Origin of the sequence: Chryseosolibacter indicum, from assembly GCF_018598585.1 — a bacterium.
Classification (GTDB): domain Bacteria; phylum Bacteroidota; class Bacteroidia; order Cytophagales; family Cyclobacteriaceae; genus Chryseosolibacter; species Chryseosolibacter indicus.
In genome coordinates this window covers 65,743-92,357 of the sequence record NZ_JAHESD010000002.1, presented here as the reverse complement: position 1 = coordinate 92,357, position 26,615 = coordinate 65,743, and the positions used below count along the sequence as shown (strand labels likewise).

Here is a 26,615-nt window from a genome sequence, read left to right as displayed (position 1 = left end):
TTGGTATTTTTTAGTTATTAAATCCTATATGCTATTAGAGAACGTATAATTAAATATTGCCGACCAGTATTAATTCCTATCTCTTCGCTTATACTTTCTATTACCTTCTAATAACTTGATAATCTTTCTTAGTACATCAAAATAAAGTGTTATAAAAAGAAATACGGTCATTGACCATATTACTGCAATGTTAAAATACAATGTATCAATGTGAAAGCTGGCAAAATATTTAGTAGGCTGAAATAAGTTAGCAGAAAAGTCGAGCCAGTAGGAAGGGCGATGCTCGTCCATATAAATAGGATATATTTTACGAATGAGCCTCCCGTCATACTCAATAATCCTATCAACGCTGGTTATGTTCTTCACTGCATCTGTTACCGCCTGATTAACGTACCTGTTCCGCATTTCAGAAAATTGAGCTATATCCTCAGGAGTCTTATTCAAACGCGCAATCAAATCCTCCTTTTCTTCTAGGGCCCTATTTTGTCGGATCTTATAATATTCACGCAGTGTCTTTAAAAAAGTATTGGTTTGGACGAAAACAGCAGAGTCAAACTTTCCTACTACCAAACGTTCGAGCATCGGAAATTTATCTTTACCTACATACTCAAGCTCATAAGTTATTTCGTTCTTAAGCAGATTTAATGCGTCGGTCACTTTCTGATCTCGCGGGTTATGCCACGACTGCCGGTTGTTAAGACAAAAGGTCAGTTTTGATTCCAATTTAGGAATATAATATACACGCTTGTATTCTGCCTGCGCTGCTGTTCTATCTAGATCATAAAACTGCTTCTCAAAGGGATTGTCTTTAAATTGAGTAACCATATAGGCTTCAAAAGCCCATCGCGACGCCATAATCTCACCCATTATCGGAATACCTACAGGCTTGCCCACACTTGGATTAAATTTATCGAAGCTTATTACTACACCACTTAATAACAACTGCGGAATAATAAGGATAGGAATCAGGATGTAAATGGTTACGGCTGAATTAAACGATGCTGAGATGTTAAGCCCGAGCATATTTGCAAAACATGTACATGTAAATAATATCAGCCAGTAGCGAATTTCAGTGATCGGAATTTCAAGGATATAATTACCTACAAGTATGAATAGTATGGTTTGAATTGCCGAAATAGAAAACATTACAAACACCTTCGAAACAAGGTAACTGCTCCTGCTTAAGTGAAGAAACTGTTCGCGCTTCAAAATCTTTCTGTCTCTGAAAATTTCTTCCGCGCTCATGGTAAGACCGAAAAATAGAGCCACCACGACACTCATAAAGAAAAAAACCGGGATGTTTTGGTTGTTGTAGAAGGTATACTCCTGCTCACCCGTAAGCACATTGTAGTACTTAACCATAAAAGCAATAAAGAACGCCAACACAGGTCCTTCAAAAAGATTTATGTACATGTATTGTCTATTCGCAAGCTTTGCCAACACATCGCGTTGTATAAATATCTTAAGCTGGTTAAACCAACTCGGTATTTCCTGAGTTACTGGTAATTGCTCTGAGACGTGTTGTACTTTCGGAAGTTTGATACGCTGCTTAAAATACTGATACCATTGCCCAGGAGAAATCTTCCGTGTGGTTGTATGTCTTCCATATTCGTTAACAACTTTTGTCTCAATGATGCTAAAAATCTGTTCAGGATTGATGTTACCGCACTCGGGACATGCACCCTGACTTTTATTTGCAGCATTTATAACTTCGCGAAAATAAACAACAGCTTCAACAGGATTACCATAGTAGATTTGAAACCCTCCTGCGTCTGTGATTACCAGTGTATCAAACATCTTGAAGATGTCAGAAGATGGTTGATGTATAACAACAAATACCATCTTACCACGAAGGGAAAGTTCCTTCAGTAGGTCCATGATATTTTCTGAATCACGTGAAGAAAGCCCTGAAGTTGGCTCGTCAACAAATAACACAGCAGGTTCGCGTAATAGCTCGAGCCCAATATTGAGTCTCTTTCTTTGTCCGCCGCTAATCGTCTTCTCAAGAGGCGAGCCAACTTTTAGATCTCTTATTTCTGTCAAACCCAGGTTCAATAAGATTTGATCTGTGAGCTTAATAATTTGGTCCTTCGTATAATGTCCGAAACAAAGTTGAGCAGCAAAATATAAGTTTTCGAAAACAGTAAGATCTTCAATCAGAAGGTCATCTTGCGGGATATAACCTACTATACCGTGTACCTTGTCCGGATGCTCATGTATATCAATACCATTAATAAGAACACGTCCACTTGAAGGTTTTTCTGTCCCGTTTAATACATTTAACAACGTTGACTTTCCTGATCCGCTGGAACCCATGATCCCGATTAGCTTCCCTCCCTCTTCTGCAATATTGATATTCTGAAGGCCGGCTCTTCCGCTTCTGAAATGATAAAACAGGTGATCAGCCGTAAAGGTAATTCTTGATTTACGCTCACCTGTTAAAAAGCGACTGACGATATCGCTATAGTAAATGGATTCAATCTTATCTCCACGAATAGTACTGCCTGTAGGAAAGATGTCGATTTTCCGGCTTTTAAGGAGAATACTATTTAAATAAAGAGTGGTAATACCGAGATATTTAATAAAATAAGCCTCAGCATCCGGAAGTCTCAATATAGCGATAAGGCCTGTAAGGTTCTTGGCTACGATTCGAGGGTTGGGATAAGACTTCTCATCAGATCCTTCATCAATTATTAATATGTTTTTAGAAGCGAGCTCGTCAATATCTTGACCGATAACGAAGTTCTGTAGCGCATGAACATCAACCTTGGGAATCTTTAGCGCTTGCCCAATATAGAATATAAGGTTGCCCTGCCTGTCAGAGATGCTATCCGAAGAAACAAGCTCTATGATCTTTACAACAAGAACCAGTTTTTGTTGCATGGTAAGTGCCTGGTTTACCTGTTTTACAATCTGCATGATCTTCGCCCAATCATCAACAAATTGTTGTGTATCTACATCGAGACTGCTTAAATCCTGACTGCTTACTATTTTATTGGTATGGGTTAATTCATCAAACAGCTTAAGATAATAGGCCGTGGCTTCACGATTCAGATGAACGCTAAGAAACTCCTTAACATTCGTTCTCTCATCTTCCGTAATACGCTCACGGGCAACAATGGCAAAAAGCTGAATTATAGCTTTAAGAAGTTCTTCACTCATTGGTTTAGTATGGCTCCAAAATAGTAATAATATGGAGAAATAATGCAAAAACCTGAGCTCATATCCTGTAGATTCTCCTATAAAGACGCTGCATCAGTTAAATGGAGTAAATAAAAAATGGTATTAAAGTCTAAGACTTTAATACCATTCTTATAACAACATAAAGCTACTGCTTTAATTAAAAAACATATTTACCCTATTTTAGATGTGATTAAATCAGAAAGTACAAAAAGACCTTCTCTCAAATATTCATCGTCGAGGTCGTTAAGATTTGTCGTTATTGGTAACTCTTTAGAGCCGATTTTGGTATTCAACTTCGCCGACGCCGAGCGTTTTTCTGCCTCCTCCATCTCCTTTTTACGCACTGCTTCATTTAATGAAATTCTTGTGTCTTTGAGACTTTTTCTAGCCTCTTCAGTTTCCGTAACGAATCGACCTAAGGTTTGATCGTTCTTTAGTCGCTCAACGTAATTCTTATTGAGAGCTGCTATTATCCTATCATTAATAATTGGGGTTCTTTGATATAGAGTACCACGTATTTCATCCCACGGCAAAGCACTCTTACTGGAACTTTCACCGAACTGCTCTGAACTTAACGCACTTGGAAGTTTAATATCTGGAGTTACGCCTTTATGCTGCGTGCTGCTACCAGTTACCCTATAGAATTTTTGAAAAGTTAACTTTAACTGACCTACATCTTTGCCCCCATCAGTAATAAACCTATCTAAATCAATTACAGTCTGAACAGTACCTTTTCCATAAGTAGATTCTCCAACCACAACGCCTCTATGGTAATCTTGAATGGCACCTGCAAATATCTCTGACGCTGATGCACTGAAACGATTGGTTAGCACTACCAGCGGCCCGCTATAAGCGATATTAGAGTCATCATCTGTACCTACTTCAACACGATTTGCTGAATTCTTCACCTGCACCACGGGCCCATTTTTTATAAACAAACCTGTAAGATCAATCGCCTCTGCCAAAGAGCCACCACCGTTATTTCTTAAATCAAGTACAAGACCATCAACACCTTCGGTCTGTAGTTCCTTGATCAGTTTTTGCACATCACGTGTTGTACTGTTATAGTTAGGATCACCCTTTTGATAGGCTTCAAAGTCCATGTAAAAGCTTGGCAGTGTAATAACGCCTAGCTTCATTGCTTTACCATCTTTCTGATAGTTGATCACATTCTTCTTGGCTTGCTGATCCTCTAACTTAATCTTATCTCGAACAAGTACTATTTCATCGGGCTTACCGCTTACTCCTTTCTCAGCCGGAAGTACGTGAAGTTTTACTTTCGTTCCCTTAGGCCCCTTAATAAGTTTTACAACATCATCAATTCGCCACCCAATAACGTCTACTATTTCGCCGCTGTCACCTTGACCGACCCCAACAATTCTATCATTAACTTTCACAAGGCCGGTTTTTTCCGCAGGTCCACCAGGAAGTACTTCAACTACTTTGGTATAGTCATTGTCAGTTTGAAGTCTTGCACCAATTCCTTCTAATGATAGGCTAATGCTTTGCTTAAATCGGTCAGCGGCTGCAGGCGAGAAATAATTGGTATGCGGATCATACGCTTCTGTGATCGTATTCATGTAAATTCCGAAGATATCTTCTGAGTTTACATCTTTTGTATACGATTTGATGAGACGCTCATATCGCTCCTTTAATGTTTTCTTTATCTCTTCCGCTGGCTTACCTGCTAGCTTTAAGCTTAATGCCTGGCTTTTAATAATTTTTCTCCAAACCTCATTAAGTTCAGCTTCATTCTTACACCATGGTTCTTTATCACGGTCTGTTTCGTAAAACTCATCTGTAGTGTAATCAAAATCCCTGTTAACAAGATTATTAATTACATATGTCATACGCTCATCAAAACGTTTTTTGAAAACACTATAAATAGTGAAGGCAGGATCTACATTTTCAGATCTTGTAAGATCATCTATAACATATCGATACTTTTCAAATGAGGCTATATCTTTAGCAGTAAAGTAAGTCTTATTGTTATCTAGATTAGAAACATAACCATCCAAGATCGCAGAAGAAAGAGAATCGCTAAGTTGTAACTTACGGTAATGGTTATTATCAAGTATATAAGCAATTACCTTCGCTTCCTTTCCATAAATTGGTTTTGCCTTTAATTCAGTAGTATCTGAAGGGGCAGTAAAAGCCAAGGATTGGATAACAAGCCCAAGCCCTGCAATAATTCCTAACAAAATTCTCTTCATCGTATTAATTTCGGTTCTACCACACTAACAAAAAAACATAATTAAAAGTTGGTATACAAAGTCGTACCAAATTCAATGCCGCTATTTAAATTATTTATCATCTATTGTCGTGAGAAACTTCTGCGCCTGTACCAGGTCGCCAAATTCAAAGAATTTAGAACTTCCTGACGCTGATCTGATCTCAACTTTAACCAGAACAACATCTTTTTCCGCTTTATTATTATGTTTCGCCTTTTTGTAATCAGAAGCTTCCATGGTTGAAATATTGAAAGCTGTATGCCTTACTGACTGGCAATAAGAACACTCATAATGTTTAATTAATTCACCAGGGGTATTAAGGGTTGGTTGTTTCGTAATTTCCTCCCGCACGACCCGGAGGGTAAAGAACCCACAATTTCCACATTTTAAGCCCTGTAAATGACCCTGATATTTCTCTATAATAACGTCATCCGTTTTTTCATCAATCCAAACATCATAATCAATAGAGAAAACATCCTCTTCCGCCTTCATGCCCGCATCAAGGTGTACATCCTCTTCATGTTCCGCCAAAAGCCTCATCGTATTACCGGTCTTAGGATTAATACGAGGGGCGTACCTCCATTTTTTAAGCTTCTTATCAAGCTTGGACGGATAGTAATACTCCAATATCAGAAAAGCGATATAGCCAACCAGTGTACCTCCGGCAATTGAGATAAATAAGCGAACAAAAAACCATACGCCCATTTCCTTCAATGAATCCATGCCATACCTGTTGATAAGCATAGCGGCTCCAAGGCCAAGGAAAATAAATACCAATTCATAATTCTTAATCTCCCTTCTGCTGGCAAAATCATACTTTTCTTTAAATGTTTTTAAGGATGCAATTTTTCCATGGTGAAATAAGAAAACTAGGACACCTGCGAGAAACATTACAATTGCACTTATTAACATTGCTGAATGCCACCCCTCAAGAAAAGGACTCGAATGAATATTTTCCATATTTGTAGTTAATTGTTTAAATATAAAAATTTAAACAATTGATGCTGCTTTCTAATATTAAGTCATGAAAAAATCCATTTTTAAACTCCTAGCCAGGATAAATAAGTATATTCTGCCACGATACAGTAAGCGGGATATCACAAAACTTTCAAAGCTTGACCAGGCAATTGTTGCATTTAGGTATTGGGTAACAAAAAATGCTCTGGATTAATGAAATATTGGGTTTTAATACTCTTATGGTTCAAGAATACGATTTAAATCCGCGGGGCTATATTTAATTGATTTGATAGTCTTGTTATCAGATTTTCGGTATACCAGCCATTTATCTCCTTCCTTCACATGATAGCATTCAGTGCCATCTTTCTGTTTATTATGCGCTATGGTCTCCTCTGCCTCAGCCTCGGAATTACATGCTTTGCTCATATTTGAACGCTGCACCTCCTCAAACAAAGCTTTAAACTTTTCACCTAATCCAAATTCTAAAATTGCACCAGAAAGTACGTATTGCAAATCGCATAACGCATCAGCTACTCCTACAATGTCTTTCTCCTGAATCGCCACTTCAAGTTCCTTCAATTCTTCGGCCAGTAAAGCTACCCTCAGCTTACACCTATTTTCCGATGGTATTATTGGCTTCTCTAGAATAGGGTGTCTAAAAGTTTTATGAAATTCTGCTACAAGATTTAATGAATCGGGTTGTTCCATACTAATTTTAAAAAATTTAACATTTATATAACTATATTAATCAGCTGTTTAGCCTAACCTAAATGTAGTTTAGCCGTAAAACTGAGTATACAAGAAAGCAAAACGCACTGTTTAAAAAAAATTAACTACTTTTGCATTGGTAATTTGACATGAAGCTACTAAGAAACATATTTGCTCAAAGATTATTCTCGTTTGTTGCGGGGATAACCTTTTTGAACATGAGTTTCTTTCTTGCCGAAGTAGCGATGCTTGGCATTGATAAAAATAGTACACTTGTTAAGACCTTTGTAACTTCAGGTCTCGAAGAAGAAAAGGAAACGAATTCATCTGGTGAGTCAGGAGGAGACGATATCAAAGAAGTCATTCTTTCATTAGAAGAACACATTTGTCATTACCGAATAATTTGTACAACAGAAACTCAAAGAAATAAGATCTTTAGCAATATTATGACACTTGATGGTCATAAACAGATCTTTTCTCCCCCTCCCGAATTCCATACTGCTTAAGGTAAAAGTTTTAATCTTTTATTAATCTGTATTTTCTATTAAATCCACATAATAACTTTTGTGGAGATTATCTAATCATTTATGCATCTGCATATCTGCGGTTGCGCATTCATCACCTTAAAAACAAAACATTGTATGGACATGTATAAATCACTTCTTGAAGGAAACAAGCGTTGGGTCAAAGAGAAGTTAAAGGAGGACTCTCAATTTTTTGAAAGATTAGCAAAAGGTCAAAGTCCTCAAGTTCTATGGATTGGCTGTTCCGACAGCAGGGTTCCCGCCAATGAAATTACCAACACGCAACCAGGAGATATTTTTGTTCATCGGAACATTGCCAATATGGTAGTTCACTCAGACATGAATATGTTGAGTGTACTTGACTACGCTGTAAATGTATTAAAAGTAAAACATGTAATAGTATGCGGACATTACGGCTGCGGCGGCGTTAAAGCTGCGATGGGCCACGGACAATACGGCCTTGTAGACAATTGGTTACGTCATATTAAAGACGTATACCGACTTCATACAGAAGAACTAGATGCAATTGAAGACGAGACAGAAAGATTTAATCGATTTGTTGAGCTAAATGTAATTGAACAGGTTTTCGATTTAACAAAAACTTCAATTATTCAGAATGCTTGGGCAAATCGGAATGAGCCTAAAGTCCATGCGTGGGTTTATAATCTGAAGACAGGTATTATCAAAGATCTTAATGAGAGCTTTGATAACCAGGGTAAGTTACCACCTATTTTCAGAATGGAACCTAGTGTTGTAGTCTAAGTCGTCAATTAATAGAAGAACTAAAATGTCGTTGAAGAACATAAAGAATGATTTATCAGCGAGCTTGGTGGTATTTCTTGTTGCATTACCACTTTGCTTAGGATTAGGATTGGCATCTACCCAACAATCTGATCTTGTATTTTCGGGTATAATAGCCGGTATAGTGGGGGGTGTTGTTGTTGGTTTAGCAAGTGGCTCTGCCATTGGGGTATCAGGGCCTGCTGCAGGATTGGTAGTAATTGTTCTTGGTGCGTTAAACACCCTCGGAAGTTTTGAGTTACTTATTCTTTCTGTTTTTCTTGCTGGTGTTATCCAAATGATTGCAGGCTTTCTTAAAGCTGGAATTATTGGTTATTACTTTCCATCGTCAGTAATTAAAGGAATGCTTGCGGCAATCGGCTTAACACTTATACTGAAAGAAATACCCCATGCGCTAGGGTACGATAAAGACTTCATGGGAGACTTCGCCTTAGAGCAAACGGATGGTCATAATACCTTTACTGAGTTGTTCTATGCCTTTCAGTACAACTCCCCAGGTGCAATTATAATCAGCGTGATTTCCTTAGGGCTACTGATTCTTTTTGAACAGTCGTTCATGAAGCGAATAGGGCTATTTAAATTCCTTCCAGGCGCCTTGTTTGTTGTATTGACTGGAATTGCACTCAACAAACTATTCGGAACAGCAATGCCAGACTGGCAACTTTCAGGAGAACATTTGGTGCAACTTCCAGTGGCGGGATCAGCTTCGGAATTTGTCAGTTTCTTCCGCTTACCTGACTTCAATGGATTAACAAATCCACAGGTATATATTACTGCAATTACAATTGCCCTTGTTGCAAGTATTGAAACGTTGCTCTGCGTAGAAGCAACAGATAAGCTTGATCCATTAAAGCGTACTACACCAACAAACCGGGAATTAAAAGCGCAGGGATTAGGCAATATGATTTCAGGATTAATCGGTGGGCTGCCTATCACCCAGGTAATTGTAAGGAGTTCGGCAAACATTAGTGCGGGGGGAACAAGCAAAGTTTCAACCATATGCCATGGTTTGATCCTTTTGTTATCCGCTATATTTATTCCAACCTTCCTGAACCAGATACCCTTGGCCAGCCTTGCAGTAATCTTACTGATGGTGGGTTATAAACTATCTAAAATATCCCTTTATAGATCAATGTATAAATTAGGATGGCATCAATTCATACCCTTCATAGTTACAGTGATTGCTATTTTAAGCACCGACTTACTAAAAGGCATCGGTATAGGAATGGTTGTTGCTATTTTCTTCATTTTGAGGGAAAATTTCCGTCATTCATACCGTGTAAAGAAAAAGCCGGAGGCAAATGGTGAAACAGTGATTATCCACCTATCAGAAGAAGTTACATTTTTAAACAAAGCAAGCATACAGATGAAACTCGAAGAGCTACCTAAAAACTCAAAAGTTATAATAGATGGCTCAAATTCAGTGCATATTGATTATGACGTTTTAGAGATTATCAACGAGTTCAAACTCCATGTCGCTCCTGGTAAAGACATTACTGTTGAGACAGTGAGCATTCCACACGTCGAACTTGCTGCAAGTCATTAATTCTTTCAACGACCGTTAAAAAGAGAAGAGCAGGATAACCTGCTCTTCTTTACTTTTTTATCTTTGCGCCAAATTACCTCAAATGAAGAATTTTGTTGAAGAACTTCGCTGGCGCGGAATGCTGCATGATATTATGCCGGGAACGGAAGAGCAATTGATGAAAGAGTCAACCTCAGGATATATTGGTTTCGATCCCACAGCAGACTCACTTCATATAGGGCACCTCACCCAAATAATGACATTGCTCCATTTTCAGCGGGCCGGACACAAGCCATTTGCGTTGGTGGGCGGCGCAACAGGAATGGTTGGAGACCCCTCAGGGAAGTCAGCAGAGAGAAACCTGTTGTCTGAAGATGTACTCCGTCACAACGTGGATTGCGTAAAGAAGCAACTTGAGAAATTCCTTGATTTTTCAGGAAGTAATGCAGCCGAAATGGTGAATAACTACGATTGGTTTAGGGAATTTAAGTTTCTGGATTTCATCCGGGATGTAGGTAAGCATATTACCGTTAATTACATGATGTCTAAAGACTCTGTTCAGAAGCGATTAGAAACAGGATTGTCTTTTACAGAATTTACATATCAGTTGGTGCAAGGCTATGATTTTTACTGGCTTTACGAAAACAAGAAATGTAAACTTCAAATGGGTGGCTCAGATCAATGGGGAAATATTGTAACGGGTACCGAATTAATACGTAGAAAAGCGGATGGTGATGCCTACGCACTAACAACACGTCTTATCACCAAAGCTGACGGAACTAAGTTTGGAAAATCTGAAGGAGGTAATATCTGGCTTGACACCAAGAAAACATCTCCTTACAAGTTTTACCAATACTGGCTGAATGTTTCAGATAAAGATGCTGCCAATTTCATTAAAATATTTACACACTTCACAAAAGAAGAGATTGATGGCATCATACAAGAACATACCACTGCGCCTCACCTGAGGAAATTACAATCCGCTCTTGCTAAAGATATAACGATACGGGTTCACTCCCAATTGGACTATGAAAGCGCAGTAAAGGCGTCGAATATTCTATTTGGTAATTCAACTACTGAAGAATTACAGAGCCTGGATGAAGATACACTGCTTGCTGTTTTTGAGGGAGTTCCTCAAACTACGATTGCCAGGAGAGAACTTGAGAATACCCCTACCGTAACTGATCTATTATCAACAGTAACAAAAGGTCTTGTATTTGCATCTAAAGGCGAAGCGCGCAAGATGATTCAGGGCGGTGGTGTAAGTATTAATAAAGAGAAGGTTGAGGATGCTAACGGAAAGCCTGAAGTGAAATTACTCCAAAATAAGTATCTGCTTGCGCAAAAGGGAAAGAAGAATTATTATTTGATTGTGGTCGAAGAACAGTAAATAAAAGAGAGGCTACCTTACAGACAGCCTCTCTAGTACATTTTGTTAGTTAATTATTCAGCACTGCCAAATACATAAGCTAATCTGAAACCCACAAAGTCAGCATCAGAAATGATTTGATATCTAGCGGAGATATCAATATTTCCTAAATGATATCCAACCGACGGAGCAAAACCAAATTTAGTTTCACTGTCTGACTCATCTCCAAATTTAGCGCTTACAATATGCGCACCTAATTCAGCACCGCCATAAAATCCATTAAAACTTTCATTAAAATAGTATTTCACACCTCCTTGAATCGGTATAATAGAAGCAGTGAAGCCAGAGTCATCCTTTTCCAAAAACGAAACATACCCAGCTGTTCCTAACCAATTTAGGTTTTCATTTATTTTACCCTCATACCTTACAGTGCCACCAATTCCTAAACCAACAACGTCACCAAAATCTCCCATAGGTAAGTTTAACTCAAGACCTAATGAAGCTCTTCCTTGAGCAAAAGATGCAGATGTAATTGCAACTACTGCAATGATTGATAATAAAACCTTTTTCATAATTGTTTTTAAAGGGGTTTAAAAAGTTATTTAATTATTTAGAACAAATATCCAGTTTAATCGCTGCTAATGCAAACATCGAATTGATTGATGTAATAATTAGAGCATGATTAAAAAATCTCATATTAAAAGGTCAGTTGCCAAACTTAAACAACTTATAGCCTACTGAAAACTGCCAAACTTGGTTTTTTGCTTCTGGTCTATCTGGAGCATCATTAATCTTCGAAAGACCAAGGTTATATCTTCCATCAATAGTTAAGCCAAAAGGTAGATCCCAACCCAAGCCAAGCCCTAAACTGATATCTGAGCCCTTTAATTGATTCTTTATATCTTCAGTGGTTGTATCTCCATTGTAATCAAATGTCTCTTCAGCCTTTGTTATAAAGCCAAATTGTGGGCCTGCCTGTATGTTGATTCCCGCAATAGTATACAATTTAAGAATGATAGGAACATTCATATAATTATAATTCGACTCTATATCCGCACCATTAAACTCCACTTTACTTCCTTGCTGAGAAAAGATAATTTCTGGCTGGATACCAATCTTGCTTAATTTAATTAGCGCAAAAGCACCACCATGAAAACCAGTTCTACTTTTGTAGTTCTCACCTGCACTGGCTTTAGTGTCTAAGCTTGCAAAATTCGGTCCTGCTTTGATACCTATTGCAAATTCAGCTTGCGAATATGCATGGCTTGCAGCAAGACAGATTGTAACAATGAGCAATGATAATTTTGTTTTCATAACGTTGTTTTTTTCCGGAGGTTAAACCAAAATCATTCCAAAAAAAAGCCTTTGCTTTTGCAAAGGCTTAGTTTTTTAATTCCTTCCTAAATATAAGGTTAAGGCAACATTCAAACCAAAACGGGTTTGATCGTAATCCCCGGATATTAAATCAAGATTCAGTGTTGGCTCGACTGCAAAGGTTTTACCAATAAAAGCCGCATATCCACCTTCTATTCCTAATCCTACACCTGAAGGATCCCATCTTCCTTCATTATTTTCTTTGTAGGATGCAAAGTTAGCTCCAACGATAATATTTCCGTTTACATAATATCTACCGAAAAGGCCAATTATCGTTTCAGACCATTCATCTTGTTTATTATAATCAAGGCGTAAACCTGCCCCCAAATTATCTATTAAGAAGTAGCCTACTTTTGTATTTAAACTAAATCTGCTAAAACTGTCACCGTTATCAGGACTGATTGACATGAAGCTAAGATTTGATCCACCACTTAAAAGAACAGCGCCCTTTTCAATCTGAGCATTAGCTGCAAATGCCATTACCATAACTACTGCAATAAGTAAAAATTTTTTCATAGTGAGTTTTTGAAGTTTAGGCAGCAAAATTACAAAATGTAAGCATACTCAAAAATATTTACGCAGAAGCCTATCCTCTACTATGTAAGGCAAAGTCACTTTTAAGTCATCATTATTTTGAAGTTCTCTTGAAATAGCAGTTAAAGCGTTCGAATTTCTGGCCCATGCGCGTCTGGCTATGCCATTAGTCACATCGTAGTACAACATATTATGTAAGTTTTTCAACGCTTTTTCAGTGCCATCTAATAACAAACCAAATCCGCCATTGATTACTTCACCCCAGCCTACTCCCCCACCATTATGTATAGAAACCCATGTTGCACCTCTAAATGAATCACCGATAACATTGTGTACCGCCATGTCTGCAGTAAACCGTGATCCGTCATAGATATTAGAAGTTTCTCTATATGGACTATCTGTTCCAGAAACATCATGATGATCTCTCCCTAAAACTACGGGAGCTATTTTACCTTCCTGAATAGCCTTGTTGAATGCCCTAGCTATTTTGATTCTTCCTTCAGCATCCGCATATAAAATTCTGGCCTTCGAACCCACTACCAGATTATTTTCAGAAGCCTGACTTATCCATTTTATATTATCATTGAGCTGAGGATGAATATCTTCCGGGGCGATTTTAAGCATGTCTTCAAGAACTTGTTTGGCAAGCTTATCTGTATAGTCAAGATCTTCCTGTTTCCCAGATGCACAAACCCATCGGAAAGGCCCAAAACCATAATCAAAACACATTGGCCCCATAATGTCTTGTACATAGGAAGGATAGCGAAAATCAATACCATTTTCCGCCATAACATCTGCTCCTGCACGTGAAGCTTCAAGCAAAAATGCGTTTCCGTAATCAAAGAAATACGTTCCTCTAATGGTGTGCTTGTTAATGGCATCTATATGCTTTCGTAATGAAGCTTGCACTAAAGACTTAAATTGTTCAGGATCTGTTGCCATCATTTCATTAGCCTCTTCAAATGAGAGCTCGGCAGGGTAATAACCACCTGACCATGGGTTGTGTAACGAAGTTTGATCAGATCCTAAATGAATGGTTATATCTTCTTCATAAAACCGCTCCCATACATCAACTACGTTACCCGCATAGGCAATAGAGACCGTTTCTTTTTGTTTTGCGGCTTTCTTAACACGTTCACATAGGCTATCAAGGCTAGTTGCTACTTCGTCTAGCCAGCCTTGCTGGTGCCGTTTGTAGATAGCCTTCTCGTTAACTTCGGCTACCACAGAAATACATCCTGCTATTTTTGCCGCTTTGGGTTGAGCACCACTCATACCGCCGAGCCCTGAAGAGACAAACAGTTTTCCCTCAAGACCATCGCCTGCCTTTACTATCTTTCGTCCTGCATTAAGAATGGTGATCGTAGTGCCATGCACAATACCTTGCGGGCCTATATACATATAAGATCCAGCTGTCATTTGACCATATTGTGTTACCCCCAATGCATTGAATTTCTCCCAATCATCCTGCTTCGAGTAGTTGGGTATCATCATTCCATTGGTAACAACAACACGGGGAGCATCCTTAGAAGAAGGAAACAAACCCATGGGATGCCCTGAATACATATGAAGTGTTTGGTCTTCTTTCATGAGGGCCAGGTATTTCATTGTGAGCAGATACTGAGCCCAGTTTTGAAACACGGCTCCATTGCCACCGTACGTAATCAACTCGTGCGGATGTTGTGCCACTGCAGGGTCAAGATTATTTTGAATCATGAGCATGATAGCCGCAGCCTGCAAACACTGGTGCGGATACTCCTCAACAGGTCGTGCATACATTTCATACTCCGGTCGAAATCGATACATATAAATGCGTCCGAATTTTTGAAGTTCTTCATAAAACTCAGGCGCCAAAACCTCATGATGCTTCGGATGAAAATACCGAAGTGCATTTCGTATCGCCAACTTCTTCTCGTCGATAGTTAATATATTTTTTCGCTTCGGAGCATGGTTGGCGAGCACATCATATCCTTTTTTTTCAGGTAATACATCAGGGATACCCTGAAGTATTTGCTCTTTGAACGACAGTGTTTTACTCATTGTATTACCAGTTGATCGGGACTGAAATTCATTTTAGTATAAGCATAACCGATATCAAAAATCTCCCGGGCTTTCCCCAAATCAAAACCACTATACTTACCTACATCCGGTGGCTCAATTAAAACTTTGCATAATGTTTTGCTAATGGTTGTATTGCCATTAATAGCCATGAGTAACGTTCTTTCAACAACGGATCGCAAATTCTTTACATCAAATTCTGAACTTATAAAATTGCAGTGTGAACCAATAATAACCTCACACCTATCAGCAATGGCTTTGGCAGGAAGATTATCAAGCACGCCTCCATCAATATATAGTGCACCATTAAATCTAAAAGGATCAAAGACGGCGGGCACACAGCTGGAACCTAGAAGTGTTGGTATTAATTCACCTCTGGAAAAGTATTCAACACGGCCTCTTTTAATATCAGTAGCTGCAACAACTAGTGGTATTTTCAGTGCTTCGAAAGTGTTCTCTGGCAGGTACTTTAATAAAACCTCCTGCAATCCATTTATGCTTAAAAGGCCTTTCCATGTCCAGGCAATATGAAGAGACTTGAAGAAACTGGTTTTTAGTACCATCTCCAGTATTTCTTCTGGCTTGTAACCATAACTGTATAAGGCCCCCGTCAGTGCACCAGCACTTGTTCCTGAGATACAACTGATATTTACATTGAACTCCTCAAGCGCCTTAATAACCCCGAGATGGCAAATGCCACGCGCTCCGCCACCGGAAAGTACCAAACCTACCTTCATCCTATCCTAACTCAGCGAGTGAAAACGTCTTATCAACACGTATACCTTTCTCGGTACGCTTTACAGTACAGCATTCGTGTATGGGGTCATGTTCCAGGAAAAGAATGTACTCCCTGTCTGCAGCTTCGTTAAGGAATTTTTCTTTTTCCTCAAGGGTAATCAAAGGGCGTGTATCATAACTCATTACATAAGGCAATGGTAAATGGCCTATGGAAGGTAATAAGTCTGCCATGTAGCAAATTGTTTTGCCCTTGTAGTTGATTTTCGGAATCATCATCTTCTCGGTATGACCCGAAGCGTATAGGATATCAAACTGAGAAAAAGGTGAAGGTGCATCAACCTCAACAAAATGTAAATGACCACTCTCTTGCATGGGCAAAAGATTCTCTTTCAGAAAGCTGGCTTTCTCACGGGGGTTGGGTTGCGTTGCCCAGGTCCAATGGTTTGTGTTCGACCAGTATTTTGCATTCTTAAATGTAAGTGCCGGAGTATTGCCTAAAACCTTTACGCCGCCACCACAATGATCAAAATGCAAATGTGTAAGAAACATATCAGTGATTTCATCCTCAGAAAAGCCAGCTTTAGCTAAGGATAATGTGAGTGTATCATCGCCATGTAAATAATAGTGCTGAAAGAACTTTGCATCCTGTTTATTCCCGATGCCATTGTCTATAAGAATCAACTGATTTCCATCCTCAATTAAAAGACAACGCATGGCCCAGGTACACATGTTATTCTCATCAGCCGGATTGGTTTTCTGCCAAATAGATTTCGGAACAACACCAAACATGGCACCTCCATCAAGTTTAAAAAGACCAGTATTGATCACGTGTAATTTCATGGGAAATAGGCAAAATGTTTTCTTAACTACTTATAATCAAATATCCTAATAATAAAAAAAGCCATAGTGAAATGGCTTTTTTTATAGTTTGAAATTAACTTATTCTTTTACAACTCCCATTCGACAGAATTTATCAATACGCTGTTGAATGAGTTCATCAGGATCTACGTCAAACAACTCCTTTGTATGGGTGATGATCATCTTCTTTACTTCATTGGCCATCCACTTTACATCTGTATGTGCACCACCAATTGGTTCATTGATAACACCATCAATAAGCCCAAGTGCCTTCATATCCTTAGCGGTAAGCCTTAAAAGTTCAGCAGCCTGTTCTTTGTATTCCCAGCTTCTCCACAAAATAGTAGAACAATTTTCAGGAGATATTACTGAGTACCAGGAATTCTGCAGCATTAACACGCGATCACCAATAGCAATACCCAAAGCACCTCCAGAAGCACCTTCCCCGATAACAATACAGATTACAGGGACTTTAAGCATAAACATCTCCTTTAGGTTTCGTGCTATCGCCTCACCCTGCCCACGTTCTTCTGCTTCAAGCCCTGGAAATGCACCTGGAGTATCAATAAAAGTTACGATAGGCTTGTTGAACTTCTCGGCCATCTTCATGAGACGCAACGCCTTTCTATAGCCTTCAGGGTTAGCCATACCAAAATTACGCATTTGCCGCTGCTTAGTATTACGTCCCTTCTGCTGACCAATAAGCATGTAAGTCTTTCCTTCAATTGTTCCGAAACCACCAACCATCGCTTTGTCATCAGCAACGGTGCGATCCCCAAAGAGTTCTATAAAATCAGAGGTAATTTCATAAATATAATCAAGTGTATAGGGTCTATCCGGATGCCGGCTTAACTGAACGCGCTGCCAGCCTGTAAGATTCTCGAACGTTTCTTTCTTCAATTCGAATATCTTTTTCTCTAAGGCTTTAACGGCAGATTGAACATCCTGATCACTGTCTCTGGCCAATTGCTTCATCGCCTCTAACTTCGACTCAAGCTCCGCGATTGGTTTTTCAAAATCTAAAAGACTCATTTGGTTTTAGTTATTCGGGACAAAAATAAGAGAATTTTGCAATTGCGCTTCTTCTTAAAAATCGGTTTTTTAAAGCAGAATCCAATAATCTGGAATCCTGTGAAGTCAATACACTACTATTTATCCAACAAAACAGAAAGCGAATCACATAATCCTTTGAATGTAGAAGGCTTAATCATAAAGTAGGTTGCACCGGATTTCTTGTATTCCTCCATCAGCTTTTGCTCGGACGACGTGGAATACATAACAACTTTAACATTACTTAACCGAGGGTCCCTCCTAATCTGATCAAGACAACTTTTTCCATCCATCATCGGCATATTGATATCCAGGAAAACATATGAAGGCAGTTTCTCAGCCTCTTTAAGTAAGGTGAGTGCTTGTTCACAATCACCAGTTAACACGCAAGCTTTCGATGAATCTACGTAGCTCAAAGCATCTTTAAAAAACTCTCGTTCTTCTACGTCATCATCAACAAAAAGTATGTCCATGTAGAAATATCTATTGAATTAAAATAATGCACAAAGATTTTAAAATCAGTATCTGAAACAAACGATTCAGACGCGTTTTCAATTCCGCCGAAATAAAAATAAAATTTGATAAGTATCTCTCGCTCAACATTCGCAAATACTATGTCAGAGGTAAGGTTAGGGATTGCTTTCGCAATTAAGGTATAAGGATAGATTCTTTATAAAACAATGCTGCGGGAAGAATACCCGTGTCGTAATTCGTATACACTTAGAAAACAAAAACCCAATGACTAAGTTTTACTACTTGAATCATTGGGCTATGCGGTCCGGACGGGACTCGAACCCGCGACCTCCTGCGTGACAGGCAGGCATTCTAACCAGCTGAACTACCGGACCATTCTCTCTTCATTCTTGCGGTTTTTGTTATGCCGTTGCTGAATGAGGTTGCAAATATAGCTTTGCATTCATCATCTCCAAAAAAAAGTTGAAAATTTTTAAATTCAGTTTATAGCTGTTCCGCACGGCACGCTTTTTACCTTTTTACTTATATGGATTATATTATTCATCTTATCAAAAATGCAGTGTTTATGCTGGTTGCAATGCGAATAGCAGTAGTAATTGGTATTTTATTATTAGGACTGCGGATTTTAAGATATAGTATAAATGATAACGCGAACTTGGCTTTTGCACTTAAGAGGCTTTTAATGGGTCCTCGTAAACTATATAAAAATCTCTTTAATCATGCAAAATAGGCGCTTATCCCGCCGAATGCTGCAGAATAAATAAGCCACTTGCACTTCATAAACCATCGTAATACAGTTAACCCTTTACACTCAGAACTGTTTTACCAATTTCCAAACCCTTTTACACGTACTGCAAATATGGAAATCTGGAATTGCGGCTAAAATTGGGTATAGCTTCTGGTAAGCAGCTTGTTTTTAGGTGGTTTCCGTAGCTTAATCAGGTGAGCCATTTCTTCTCTGTGTTTACTGCTTTTCCTAACACACATTGTAAGACACGATGTGTTAATGTTTGGAGATAGTTTTAATATCTGACGTAAAAAGGAATTTGTACCGAATGATGATATGATTTCTTATTAAAAGAATCAGTCTACTCAAAACCTTCTTGAAGTACAATAAATAAGAAAAACAGGGCAAAACCCTGTTTCCAGCTTGCCAATTGTTAATACAATAACTTCCTTGGAACACAATGATTTATGTTGGATTCAATTCCTGAAGTACCCTTTTTGCATTCACGGCATAAGCCTTTCTATAACTATCTTCGTTAACGTCTTCAGGTATTTTTATATCTCCTGTTATACACTTGTTCAAAAACTCAATTACCTTATCTCTGCTAAAGCTTGCCATATAGCATTCATAGTAAAGATCTTGCTGCGCAAGTAATGGCTCATAATCCTCAGAACCTCTCTCCTCTTCGGGATGAAGTCCATTAGCTCGCTGAAGGAATTTCTGAGCCATTTTTATACTGTTCCATTCCATCAATACAATTCAAAGGGATGGTACTACTTTCTTGAAAGATATGATGAGTACATCCACACCAGTTTCTCCTGCTCCCGTATGTAGTCACTCATTAAAGAGCTTGTTCCTTCATCATCACTTTCGGAAGCTATCTTTAATATTTCACGTTCTTTTACAATTAATACCTTAAAGTTATTAAGGATTATTTCCACAGCTTTAAGACCATCTGAAATCTGTGTTGCCTCTTTAATTGCAGACATTTTAATGTAATCCGTGAAGCTATGAACAGGTGTATGGCTTAGCGTTAGTATACGCTCTGCTATTTCGTCTACTTTCTCTAAAGCGTTGGTATACAGCTCCTCAAATTTGGCATGTAACTCAAAAAACTTTTCGCCACGGATATTCCAATGGAAGCCACGTACATTCATGTAAAAGATCTGGTAGTTAGCCAACAAGTCGTTCAATTGGGTGGCTAGGTGATCCGTATCATTTGATTTTAAGCCTATTGCAGTTGTTGTTTCCATCATAACATTTCAATTTTTTATATATAAGCAACAATTTTGAACAAGAATAAGTTATCCATTGGTGCGTAAAATTCTATACCGATGTAAGAAGTGGTAGTTAAGTTTAAATTGTTAATTTTAAAGCCGATATGGTGTTGAAACGTCCCCTACTCTTTGTGGTTGTGATCCTATTAACATGTTTTTCATTTTCATGCAGTAAAAAATCAACAAAGACTACAACCGTCGTAAAGCCTAAGTATCACCATTGGTGGTTCGACAGAAAGAATGACAAGCGCCAGAAACGCACTAAGACTGTTAAAATGAGAAATTAACCTGTAAGACCTCGCATTACGTTGTCAAGGTTTCTTCTGAAAAAAGGCTTTAGTGGACTTTGCTGGGTAATATGTGCAGTAATAATAGAGCCAAGAAAGGTCGTTAAAAAAAGGCTGGTAATATCTTTTGTTGAGTTGGTCCTCGTTATCTCCTTCTTAGAAACAGATTCAAGCGTAAACTTCTCCAGCATTTGTTCCAACGAAAGAATTTCGATAGATGTTATATCTTCTATATCTGAAAATAGTAATTTTTTCTCTTCAGCTTTAACAGGAAATGGCTTTGGAGGTCGTTTAAAGTCAGACAGATACCCAATAAAACTAAGCATGAGACCCGGATGTGACTCACACTCTTCGCTTAGTTTATCGAGCAGATAGTATATACCCTGCATACCCTCCTTTGGCTTCTGCCTCAAATCTACAGCACGCGCAAGACACCAGATTCGGAAGTGATATAAAAGTACATCTTCCTTTTGAGGGAAGTATTTAAAAAAGGTTACTTTAGAAATCTTTACTTTTTCACAAATGTCTTCTACGTAAATCTCATCAAAAGCTTTTTTGCCTACAAGTTTAAGAGTGTGTTCGAGCACCTGTACCTTTAATCGCGCAGCTTTTTCTTTTCGAAGGCTCATGCATGCTGAAGTTTCGATTTCAATTAATAATTTTATGTTGATTTAATCATGTTAATAATGACAAAACGCATTTTTCTGCTTTTACCCGTCATCCTTTCAGTTGCCTGTCAAACACCTCAATCGCGTATGCGGATAACCGGTACGATCGCAGATTCTGCTATCGTAGTATGTGCTCACCCATTGGCATCAGCCGTAGGACTAGGTATTTTAAAAAAGGGAGGTAATGCAGTTGATGCAGCGATTGCTACACAGCTTGCACTAGCTGTAGTTTATCCTTCTGCAGGAAATATTGGTGGAGGAGGCTTTATGGTACTAAGGTTAAATGATGGAAAAGTGGCAACACTCGATTATAGAGAAAAAGCTCCTGCTGCAGCAAGTGAGAAAATGTACCTCGATTCACTTGGTAATGTAATCAGCGGTTTAAGTGAGCGTGGCCATTTGTCTGCTGGAGTACCAGGTTCTATTGCCGGCATGGTGGAAGCTCATAATAAATACGGCTCTTTGCCCTGGAGAGATCTTGTGCAGCCTGCGATTAACCTAGCGCTTAAAGGGTTTGCTCTCACAAAGAGACAGGCAAGAAGTTTAACAGGCATACAAGATAGCTTGAAGAAACACAATAAAGTGTTACCTGGCTTTCTTATTAGAGACACTTGGAACGAAGGCGATACCATTCATTGGGCAGACCTCGGACACACATTAGAGCGTATACGAGACTTTGGCCGCGCGGGATTTTATGAGGGAAAAACCGCTGATGACATTGTAGCAGAAATGAAACGCGGAAATGGTTTGATAACACATCAGGATCTTAAGAACTATCAGGCCCTCTGGCGTGATCCATTGGTTTCTCATTATAAAGAATATAAAATTATTTCTATGGGACCGCCATCGAGTGGTGGTATAGCCCTTATTCAATTATTAAAGTCTGTTGAAGATTATCCTGTCAGTGAATGGGGATTTAACAGCATGAAGAATGCACATCTTATAACTGAAGCCGAAAGACGTGTTTACGCAGACAGGGCTGCATTTCTTGGTGACCCTGATTATTTTAAAGTCCCTGTTACACAACTAACAAATGAGCTCTATGTTGAAGAGCGCATGAAGTCATTTAATCTTGAAAAGGCAACGCCGAGTTCAGAAATAAGAGAAGGGGCAATTCAGGTAGCAGAATCGCTTGAAACGACACATCTGTCTATAATTGATAAATATGGTAATGCTGTTGCTGTTACAACAACTTTAAACGACTCTTATGGTTCTATGGTTATCGTTGATGGCTCGGGATTCTTTTTAAATGACGAAATGGACGATTTCAGTATTAAACCAGGACAACCCAATATGTACGGGGTAATTGGAGGCGAAGCAAACAAGGTTGAATCGGGAAAGAGGATGTTAAGCTCTATGACTCCAACGATTGTTGAGCGCAATGGTGCGCTGTACATGGTCGTGGGAACGCCAGGAGGTTCTACCATTATTACTTCTGTCTTTCAAACTATACTTAATGTAGTTGAACATAAAATGACCATGCAGGAAGCTATAAATGCAAAGCGTTTTCACAGCCAATGGTTACCTGATGTGATCTACCCTGAAAAGGGTGCTTTTGCCGCGGAGGATAGCATTGCCCTTGTAAAAATAGGACATAAGTTTGCCTCCAATTACCTGGGAGGTATAGGACGGGTAGATGCTATACTAGTACTACCTGATAATAAGCTTGAAGGTGGAGCTGATCCGCGTGGCGAGGACACTGCAATGGGCTTTTAGTCTTTTACAAACTACGTCTTATAAGGGAGAAATTGCATTCTGTAAGTAAGCTAAATATTATAGTAAAGGAAAAGATATCTTTGACGACCTGTATATTTAGAGTTAGTTAGTAAAAAGAGATAAGTAATTGAAGCGGCGTACACACTGGTTATTCAGGAACAGACTTTTGCAACATGCCCTTTTTTGGGTCGCTCATATTGTATTTTATGGTACGCTTTACGGAAGTTTTCAGGATAACTACAGGCAAACATTTCTGGAGGAACTAATGTACACTCCAGGCCGCATGGCTTTTACTTATTTTACACTTTATGTTCTGCTTCCTAAATTTCTGCTCGCAGACAGATATATTGAATTCACTTTATACCTGATCTTTTCTTCTTTTATTGCGGGCCTTGTTCAGCGATATGTTGCCTACACCATTCACTATCCGTTATACTTTCCAGAGTACTTAAAGGATCCATTCTTTTATATTCCTAAGATCATAAAAATGTTTGTTGGAATATATCCGGTAACATTTGTAGCGCTTGTTATTAAGCTTCTAAAATACTGGTATGCCGACCAGCAAGCCCAGCAAATACTTAAGCAGGAAAAACTACAGGCAGAATTAAAGTTTCTGAAAACACAAATTCATCCTCACTTCCTTTTCAACACACTGAATAATTTGTATGCACTAACATTAAAAAAGTCAGATAAAGCGCCTGAAACAGTGCTTAAACTTTCTGAGTTAATAAATTATATGCTTTATGAATGTAAAAGTGACGAAGTGCCACTTAGCAAGGAGATTAACTTTATTCGGAACTACGTTGACATCGAGAAGATGCGATATGGAGACAAGCTTGATGTTGATTTGCGTGTAACAGGACAGGTCAATGATAAATTAATCGCTCCGTTAATACTATTGCCATTTGTTGAAAATAGTTTTAAACATGGCGCAAGTGAAAACTTGCTGCAATCGTGGGTAAAGATTACGGTCGATTCTCACCCAAAACATCTTATTGTAAAAGTTGAGAACAGTAAATCAGGAGAAAACGGACATAATGGTGATGAAGGAATTGGAATTCAAAATGTAAAACGAAGATTAGCACTTCTTTATCCTGAAAAACACGAATTAAAAATAATCAATGGAGAAGAAACATTTTTAATAGTTTTATCGATAAATGCTTAAGGAGAACGTTCATTATTTAGTCAAACCTATCAAGTTATGAAATGCATTATAGTTGATGACGAACCACTAGCTATTGAAATCCTGGAATCCTATGTAGCCAAAGTAGAACAGCTAACACTCGCTGCTTCGTTTCGTAATGCAGTTTCAGCATTTGCCTACTTACAACAGAATTCAGTAGATCTAATCTTCCTCGACATTCAGATGCCTAAATTATCAGGAATTGAGTTATTGCGTTCAATAAAAAATCCTCCTAAAGTAATCTTTACCACTGCATTTCGCGATTACGCTATAGAGGGATTTGAGCTCGAAGCATGTGACTATCTACTCAAGCCTATACCTTTTGAACGCTTTCTTAAAGCAATTGCAAAAGTTTTACATCAACCTCAAACGCAATCTCCTGCAGGTATCAATAAACAAGAACACATAGAAGACTATGTGTATTTTAAGGTTGACAAAAAAATGGTTAGGACAAAAATGTCTGACATTCTTTACATTGAAAGCATTAAGGATTACGTAAAAGTGCGTACGCAGGAGAAGGAAATAGTAACGCAACAAAAAATAAGTTATCTTGAAGAAAGCCTGCCTAAACATCAATTCTTAAGAATACATCGGTCGTTTATTATTAACAGAGATAAGATAGACGCGTATTCCGCAACAGATATAGAAATGGGGAAATTTCATATACCAATAGGCAGAAACTATAAGAATGATGTAATTAAGGTGTTATCAAAAAATGTTTTTTAACGAGCAACATAAAAATCAGGATTGCCTGACATTGGCTACATCTTCTTAATCGTGAACTCTACCCGTCTGTTCATGCGACGTGTTTCTTCCGAATCGTTGCTGGCTATTGGCTTTGTACCTCCGTATCCTTTACCGTTGATACGCTTTGCGTCTATACCTTTAGATACAAGATAATCTTTAACTTTGTTAACCCGCATCTGAGAAAGTCTTACATTATCCGCATGCACCCCTCGCCCATCAGTGTGCCCTGCTAACTCGATGTTTACAGAAGGATTAGCTTTAAGAAATGAAACCACAAGATCGAGCTCATCAAAAGACTCAGGCAGAAGATTTGTTTTACTTTGCTCAAACAATACATTCTTAAGATTTACTGTAGTACCTACTTCAACAGGTTGTAAAGTAAAATTCATCTCAAGCTCCTTCATCTCATAGGTATGAATATCAAGCTTTTCAAGCGAGCTTACATATCCAGGCGCTTCTATTTTAATTGAGTAAATATCGGCAGATGAAATTTCAACACTATAACCGTTCGCTGATGAGGCGACAGCTGCCTTACCTTGCAATGCAGGACCAGCAAACATAATATTCGCTTCTACTACTGCTCCTGTTTTAGAATTTGTTACTCTACCGTATACTTTAACAATCCCATCATTACTAGATGTAGGAGGCGTGGCAATATCAGCTTTGGGCGTCTTAATACTTACATCGCTACCCGTATCCAACACAGGAGTGCTTTGTGCTAAAGGAACGTCCTGCTTTGTAACGTCTTTGTATTTATTGATTTTTATATCGCCATAACCATCGCTGTTGGTCGTACTTGTATATAAAGCAAACCCAAGTGTCGGATAATCGTTATAGAACAATTCTCTTCCTCCTGAATTTATTGTAGCTCCAATGTTCTCTGGTTTCGACCAATTTGTCCATGTTTCGTCAAGTCTAGTAGATTTAAAAATATCAAAGCTCCCTGTTCCTTTTAATCCATTGCTGGAAAAATAGAGCGTCTTTCCGTCGGCACTTAGTGAAGGACTTAACTCCTGATATTGTGTATTAATAACAGAACCCAGGTTTTTCGCCTCACTCCATTTTCCATTATCGAAGAAAGAAACATATATATCATCTACACCATGTGTCCCATATGTTTCAGCTGAGAATACAAACACTTTTTTATCAGCGCTAATTGAACCGCATTGTATACGAGATTTATTTAAAAAATAAGGTATGAAAATATTATGTGGCTGAGACCATGCATTTCCCTTATTCACAGAAACAGAAATACCCTGAGTCTTTGCAAGATTACCAGAGCCATCATAATGACTTAATAAGAATAAACTACTCCCATCGTCTGAAATGCCAGCAACTGCATTATAACCTTTATCATTGATTACATTTCCTGCATGAACAGGAGAAGACCATTTGGTTCCAATAAGCTTTGAAATCCATATATCACCCGGATCTTTCTTTCCACCAATGTTAGCGGGATGATTTGCAACTGTAAAAAATAGCGTTGTTCCATCTTTACTAATTACAGGATTGAGTTCATCATATGAAGAATTAACCACACTTAAAGACTCATCATCAAGTTGCTGCCCGTATAGAATATTAACTGAAAATAAGATAAGCGTGTAAAATAAAAAACGGATCATTCTG

General features: G+C 38.4%; 23 protein-coding genes and 1 tRNA gene. 7 read left to right on the top strand and 17 right to left on the bottom strand.

Going from position 1 to position 26,615, the window contains the following annotated elements; all coding sequences use genetic code 11:
* Nucleotides 1–69: 69 nt before the first annotated feature.
* From KK060_RS01185 to KK060_RS01170, 4 genes are all read right to left on the bottom strand, one after another.
* Nucleotides 70–3,162 (bottom strand): ATP-binding cassette domain-containing protein, encoded by a 3,093-nt coding sequence (locus KK060_RS01185; protein WP_254151570.1) that lies wholly within the window; start codon nucleotides 3,160–3,162, stop codon nucleotides 70–72.
* A 191-nt stretch (nucleotides 3,163–3,353) separates the two neighbouring features.
* Nucleotides 3,354–5,396, bottom strand: a complete 2,043-nt coding sequence (locus KK060_RS01180; RefSeq protein WP_254151569.1) for a carboxy terminal-processing peptidase — start codon at nucleotides 5,394–5,396, stop codon at nucleotides 3,354–3,356.
* Between the two features lie 90 nt (nucleotides 5,397–5,486).
* Nucleotides 5,487–6,374 carry an MFS transporter gene (locus KK060_RS01175; protein ID WP_254151568.1) on the bottom strand — a complete coding sequence of 296 codons (888 nt, stop codon included), beginning with the start codon at nucleotides 6,372–6,374 and terminating at the stop codon, nucleotides 5,487–5,489.
* 234 nt (nucleotides 6,375–6,608) lie between these two features.
* On the bottom strand, nucleotides 6,609–7,079 hold the full coding sequence (locus KK060_RS01170; RefSeq protein WP_254151567.1) for a pyrophosphohydrolase domain-containing protein: 471 nt from the start codon (nucleotides 7,077–7,079) through the stop codon (nucleotides 6,609–6,611).
* Nucleotides 7,080–7,297: 218 nt separating this feature from the next.
* Here KK060_RS01170 and KK060_RS01165 point away from each other — a divergent pair, with 218 nt between their 5' ends.
* The 4 genes from KK060_RS01165 (at nucleotide 7,298) to tyrS (ending at nucleotide 11,319) form a co-directional block, all read left to right on the top strand.
* Complete coding sequence (locus KK060_RS01165; RefSeq protein ID WP_254151566.1) at nucleotides 7,298–7,585, top strand: hypothetical protein; 288 nt, start codon at nucleotides 7,298–7,300, stop codon at nucleotides 7,583–7,585.
* 135 nt (nucleotides 7,586–7,720) lie between these two features.
* A complete protein-coding gene (locus KK060_RS01160) occupies nucleotides 7,721–8,365 on the top strand; it encodes a carbonic anhydrase (protein WP_254151565.1) in 645 nt (214 codons plus the stop codon).
* Between the two features lie 25 nt (nucleotides 8,366–8,390).
* Entirely contained in the window at nucleotides 8,391–9,950 is a 1,560-nt protein-coding gene (locus tag KK060_RS01155; protein ID WP_254151564.1) for a SulP family inorganic anion transporter, read from the top strand.
* Between the two features lie 82 nt (nucleotides 9,951–10,032).
* Nucleotides 10,033–11,319, top strand: coding sequence for a tyrosine--tRNA ligase (tyrS, locus tag KK060_RS01150; RefSeq protein WP_254151563.1), 1,287 nt, complete (start codon nucleotides 10,033–10,035; stop codon nucleotides 11,317–11,319).
* A 53-nt stretch (nucleotides 11,320–11,372) separates the two neighbouring features.
* Here tyrS and KK060_RS01145 read toward each other — a convergent pair whose 3' ends face one another.
* The 12 genes from KK060_RS01145 to KK060_RS01090 form a co-directional block, all read right to left on the bottom strand.
* Nucleotides 11,373–11,870, bottom strand: a complete 498-nt coding sequence (locus KK060_RS01145) for a putative outer membrane beta-barrel protein (protein ID WP_254151562.1) — start codon at nucleotides 11,868–11,870, stop codon at nucleotides 11,373–11,375.
* 133 nt (nucleotides 11,871–12,003) lie between these two features.
* Entirely contained in the window at nucleotides 12,004–12,612 is a 609-nt protein-coding gene (locus tag KK060_RS01140) for a porin family protein (protein WP_254151561.1), read from the bottom strand.
* Between the two features lie 75 nt (nucleotides 12,613–12,687).
* Nucleotides 12,688–13,188, bottom strand: coding sequence for an autotransporter domain-containing protein (locus tag KK060_RS01135; RefSeq protein ID WP_254151560.1), 501 nt, complete (start codon nucleotides 13,186–13,188; stop codon nucleotides 12,688–12,690).
* 48 nt (nucleotides 13,189–13,236) lie between these two features.
* Complete coding sequence (gene hutU, locus KK060_RS01130) at nucleotides 13,237–15,246, bottom strand: urocanate hydratase (protein ID WP_254151559.1); 2,010 nt, start codon at nucleotides 15,244–15,246, stop codon at nucleotides 13,237–13,239.
* Nucleotides 15,243–16,001 (bottom strand): patatin-like phospholipase family protein, encoded by a 759-nt coding sequence (locus tag KK060_RS01125; RefSeq protein WP_254151558.1) that lies wholly within the window; start codon nucleotides 15,999–16,001, stop codon nucleotides 15,243–15,245. The genes hutU and KK060_RS01125 overlap by 4 nt, the downstream gene beginning before the upstream one ends.
* A gap of 1 nt (nucleotide 16,002) precedes the next feature.
* Nucleotides 16,003–16,842 carry an MBL fold metallo-hydrolase gene (locus KK060_RS01120; RefSeq protein WP_254151557.1) on the bottom strand — a complete coding sequence of 280 codons (840 nt, stop codon included), beginning with the start codon at nucleotides 16,840–16,842 and terminating at the stop codon, nucleotides 16,003–16,005.
* Nucleotides 16,843–16,941: 99 nt separating this feature from the next.
* Nucleotides 16,942–17,892 carry an acetyl-CoA carboxylase carboxyltransferase subunit alpha gene (locus tag KK060_RS01115; protein WP_254151556.1) on the bottom strand — a complete coding sequence of 317 codons (951 nt, stop codon included), beginning with the start codon at nucleotides 17,890–17,892 and terminating at the stop codon, nucleotides 16,942–16,944.
* 116 nt (nucleotides 17,893–18,008) lie between these two features.
* Nucleotides 18,009–18,383 carry a response regulator gene (locus KK060_RS01110; protein ID WP_254151555.1) on the bottom strand — a complete coding sequence of 125 codons (375 nt, stop codon included), beginning with the start codon at nucleotides 18,381–18,383 and terminating at the stop codon, nucleotides 18,009–18,011.
* 301 nt (nucleotides 18,384–18,684) lie between these two features.
* Nucleotides 18,685–18,758: transfer RNA gene (locus KK060_RS01105), tRNA-Asp, on the bottom strand.
* Nucleotides 18,759–19,576: 818 nt separating this feature from the next.
* On the bottom strand, nucleotides 19,577–19,840 hold the full coding sequence (locus KK060_RS01100; protein WP_254151554.1) for a hypothetical protein: 264 nt from the start codon (nucleotides 19,838–19,840) through the stop codon (nucleotides 19,577–19,579).
* A gap of 44 nt (nucleotides 19,841–19,884) precedes the next feature.
* Nucleotides 19,885–20,367, bottom strand: a complete 483-nt coding sequence (locus KK060_RS01095) for a Dps family protein (protein ID WP_367397450.1) — start codon at nucleotides 20,365–20,367, stop codon at nucleotides 19,885–19,887.
* A 304-nt stretch (nucleotides 20,368–20,671) separates the two neighbouring features.
* Nucleotides 20,672–21,304, bottom strand: a complete 633-nt coding sequence (locus KK060_RS01090; protein WP_254151553.1) for a TetR/AcrR family transcriptional regulator — start codon at nucleotides 21,302–21,304, stop codon at nucleotides 20,672–20,674.
* Nucleotides 21,305–21,361: 57 nt separating this feature from the next.
* Between KK060_RS01090 and ggt the strand changes: the two genes are divergently transcribed.
* The 3 genes from ggt (at nucleotide 21,362) to KK060_RS01075 (ending at nucleotide 24,968) form a co-directional block, all read left to right on the top strand.
* On the top strand, nucleotides 21,362–23,059 hold the full coding sequence (gene ggt / locus KK060_RS01085; protein ID WP_254151552.1) for a gamma-glutamyltransferase: 1,698 nt from the start codon (nucleotides 21,362–21,364) through the stop codon (nucleotides 23,057–23,059).
* A gap of 127 nt (nucleotides 23,060–23,186) precedes the next feature.
* Entirely contained in the window at nucleotides 23,187–24,224 is a 1,038-nt protein-coding gene (locus KK060_RS01080; protein ID WP_254151551.1) for a sensor histidine kinase, read from the top strand.
* Nucleotides 24,225–24,260: 36 nt separating this feature from the next.
* Entirely contained in the window at nucleotides 24,261–24,968 is a 708-nt protein-coding gene (locus KK060_RS01075; RefSeq protein ID WP_254151550.1) for a LytR/AlgR family response regulator transcription factor, read from the top strand.
* 35 nt (nucleotides 24,969–25,003) lie between these two features.
* Here KK060_RS01075 and KK060_RS01070 read toward each other — a convergent pair whose 3' ends face one another.
* On the bottom strand, nucleotides 25,004–26,611 hold the full coding sequence (locus tag KK060_RS01070) for an OmpA family protein (RefSeq protein WP_254151549.1): 1,608 nt from the start codon (nucleotides 26,609–26,611) through the stop codon (nucleotides 25,004–25,006).
* Between the last annotated feature and the right edge of the window lie 4 nt (nucleotides 26,612–26,615).

What these genes read in the sequence shown, in the direction of transcription:
- KK060_RS01185 (WP_254151570.1), bottom strand. Translation starts at nt 3,162, where the DNA reads ATGAGTGAAGAACTTCTTAAAGCTATAATTCAGCTTTTTGCCATTGTT.
- KK060_RS01180 (WP_254151569.1), bottom strand. Translation starts at nt 5,396, where the DNA reads ATGAAGAGAATTTTGTTAGGAATTATTGCAGGGCTTGGGCTTGTTATC.
- KK060_RS01175 (WP_254151568.1), bottom strand. Translation starts at nt 6,374, where the DNA reads ATGGAAAATATTCATTCGAGTCCTTTTCTTGAGGGGTGGCATTCAGCA.
- KK060_RS01170 (WP_254151567.1), bottom strand. Translation starts at nt 7,079, where the DNA reads ATGGAACAACCCGATTCATTAAATCTTGTAGCAGAATTTCATAAAACT.
- KK060_RS01165 (WP_254151566.1), top strand. Translation starts at nt 7,298, where the DNA reads ATGAGTTTCTTTCTTGCCGAAGTAGCGATGCTTGGCATTGATAAAAAT.
- KK060_RS01160 (WP_254151565.1), top strand. Translation starts at nt 7,721, where the DNA reads ATGGACATGTATAAATCACTTCTTGAAGGAAACAAGCGTTGGGTCAAA.
- KK060_RS01155 (WP_254151564.1), top strand. Translation starts at nt 8,391, where the DNA reads ATGTCGTTGAAGAACATAAAGAATGATTTATCAGCGAGCTTGGTGGTA.
- tyrS (WP_254151563.1), top strand. Translation starts at nt 10,033, where the DNA reads ATGAAGAATTTTGTTGAAGAACTTCGCTGGCGCGGAATGCTGCATGAT.
- KK060_RS01145 (WP_254151562.1), bottom strand. Translation starts at nt 11,870, where the DNA reads ATGAAAAAGGTTTTATTATCAATCATTGCAGTAGTTGCAATTACATCT.
- KK060_RS01140 (WP_254151561.1), bottom strand. Translation starts at nt 12,612, where the DNA reads ATGAAAACAAAATTATCATTGCTCATTGTTACAATCTGTCTTGCTGCA.
- KK060_RS01135 (WP_254151560.1), bottom strand. Translation starts at nt 13,188, where the DNA reads ATGAAAAAATTTTTACTTATTGCAGTAGTTATGGTAATGGCATTTGCA.
- hutU (WP_254151559.1), bottom strand. Translation starts at nt 15,246, where the DNA reads ATGAGTAAAACACTGTCGTTCAAAGAGCAAATACTTCAGGGTATCCCT.
- KK060_RS01125 (WP_254151558.1), bottom strand. Translation starts at nt 16,001, where the DNA reads ATGAAGGTAGGTTTGGTACTTTCCGGTGGCGGAGCGCGTGGCATTTGC.
- KK060_RS01120 (WP_254151557.1), bottom strand. Translation starts at nt 16,842, where the DNA reads ATGAAATTACACGTGATCAATACTGGTCTTTTTAAACTTGATGGAGGT.
- KK060_RS01115 (WP_254151556.1), bottom strand. Translation starts at nt 17,892, where the DNA reads ATGAGTCTTTTAGATTTTGAAAAACCAATCGCGGAGCTTGAGTCGAAG.
- KK060_RS01110 (WP_254151555.1), bottom strand. Translation starts at nt 18,383, where the DNA reads ATGGACATACTTTTTGTTGATGATGACGTAGAAGAACGAGAGTTTTTT.
- KK060_RS01100 (WP_254151554.1), bottom strand. Translation starts at nt 19,840, where the DNA reads ATGGCTCAGAAATTCCTTCAGCGAGCTAATGGACTTCATCCCGAAGAG.
- KK060_RS01095 (WP_367397450.1), bottom strand. Translation starts at nt 20,367, where the DNA reads ATGATGGAAACAACAACTGCAATAGGCTTAAAATCAAATGATACGGAT.
- KK060_RS01090 (WP_254151553.1), bottom strand. Translation starts at nt 21,304, where the DNA reads ATGAGCCTTCGAAAAGAAAAAGCTGCGCGATTAAAGGTACAGGTGCTC.
- ggt (WP_254151552.1), top strand. Translation starts at nt 21,362, where the DNA reads ATGACAAAACGCATTTTTCTGCTTTTACCCGTCATCCTTTCAGTTGCC.
- KK060_RS01075 (WP_254151550.1), top strand. Translation starts at nt 24,261, where the DNA reads ATGAAATGCATTATAGTTGATGACGAACCACTAGCTATTGAAATCCTG.
- KK060_RS01070 (WP_254151549.1), bottom strand. Translation starts at nt 26,611, where the DNA reads ATGATCCGTTTTTTATTTTACACGCTTATCTTATTTTCAGTTAATATT.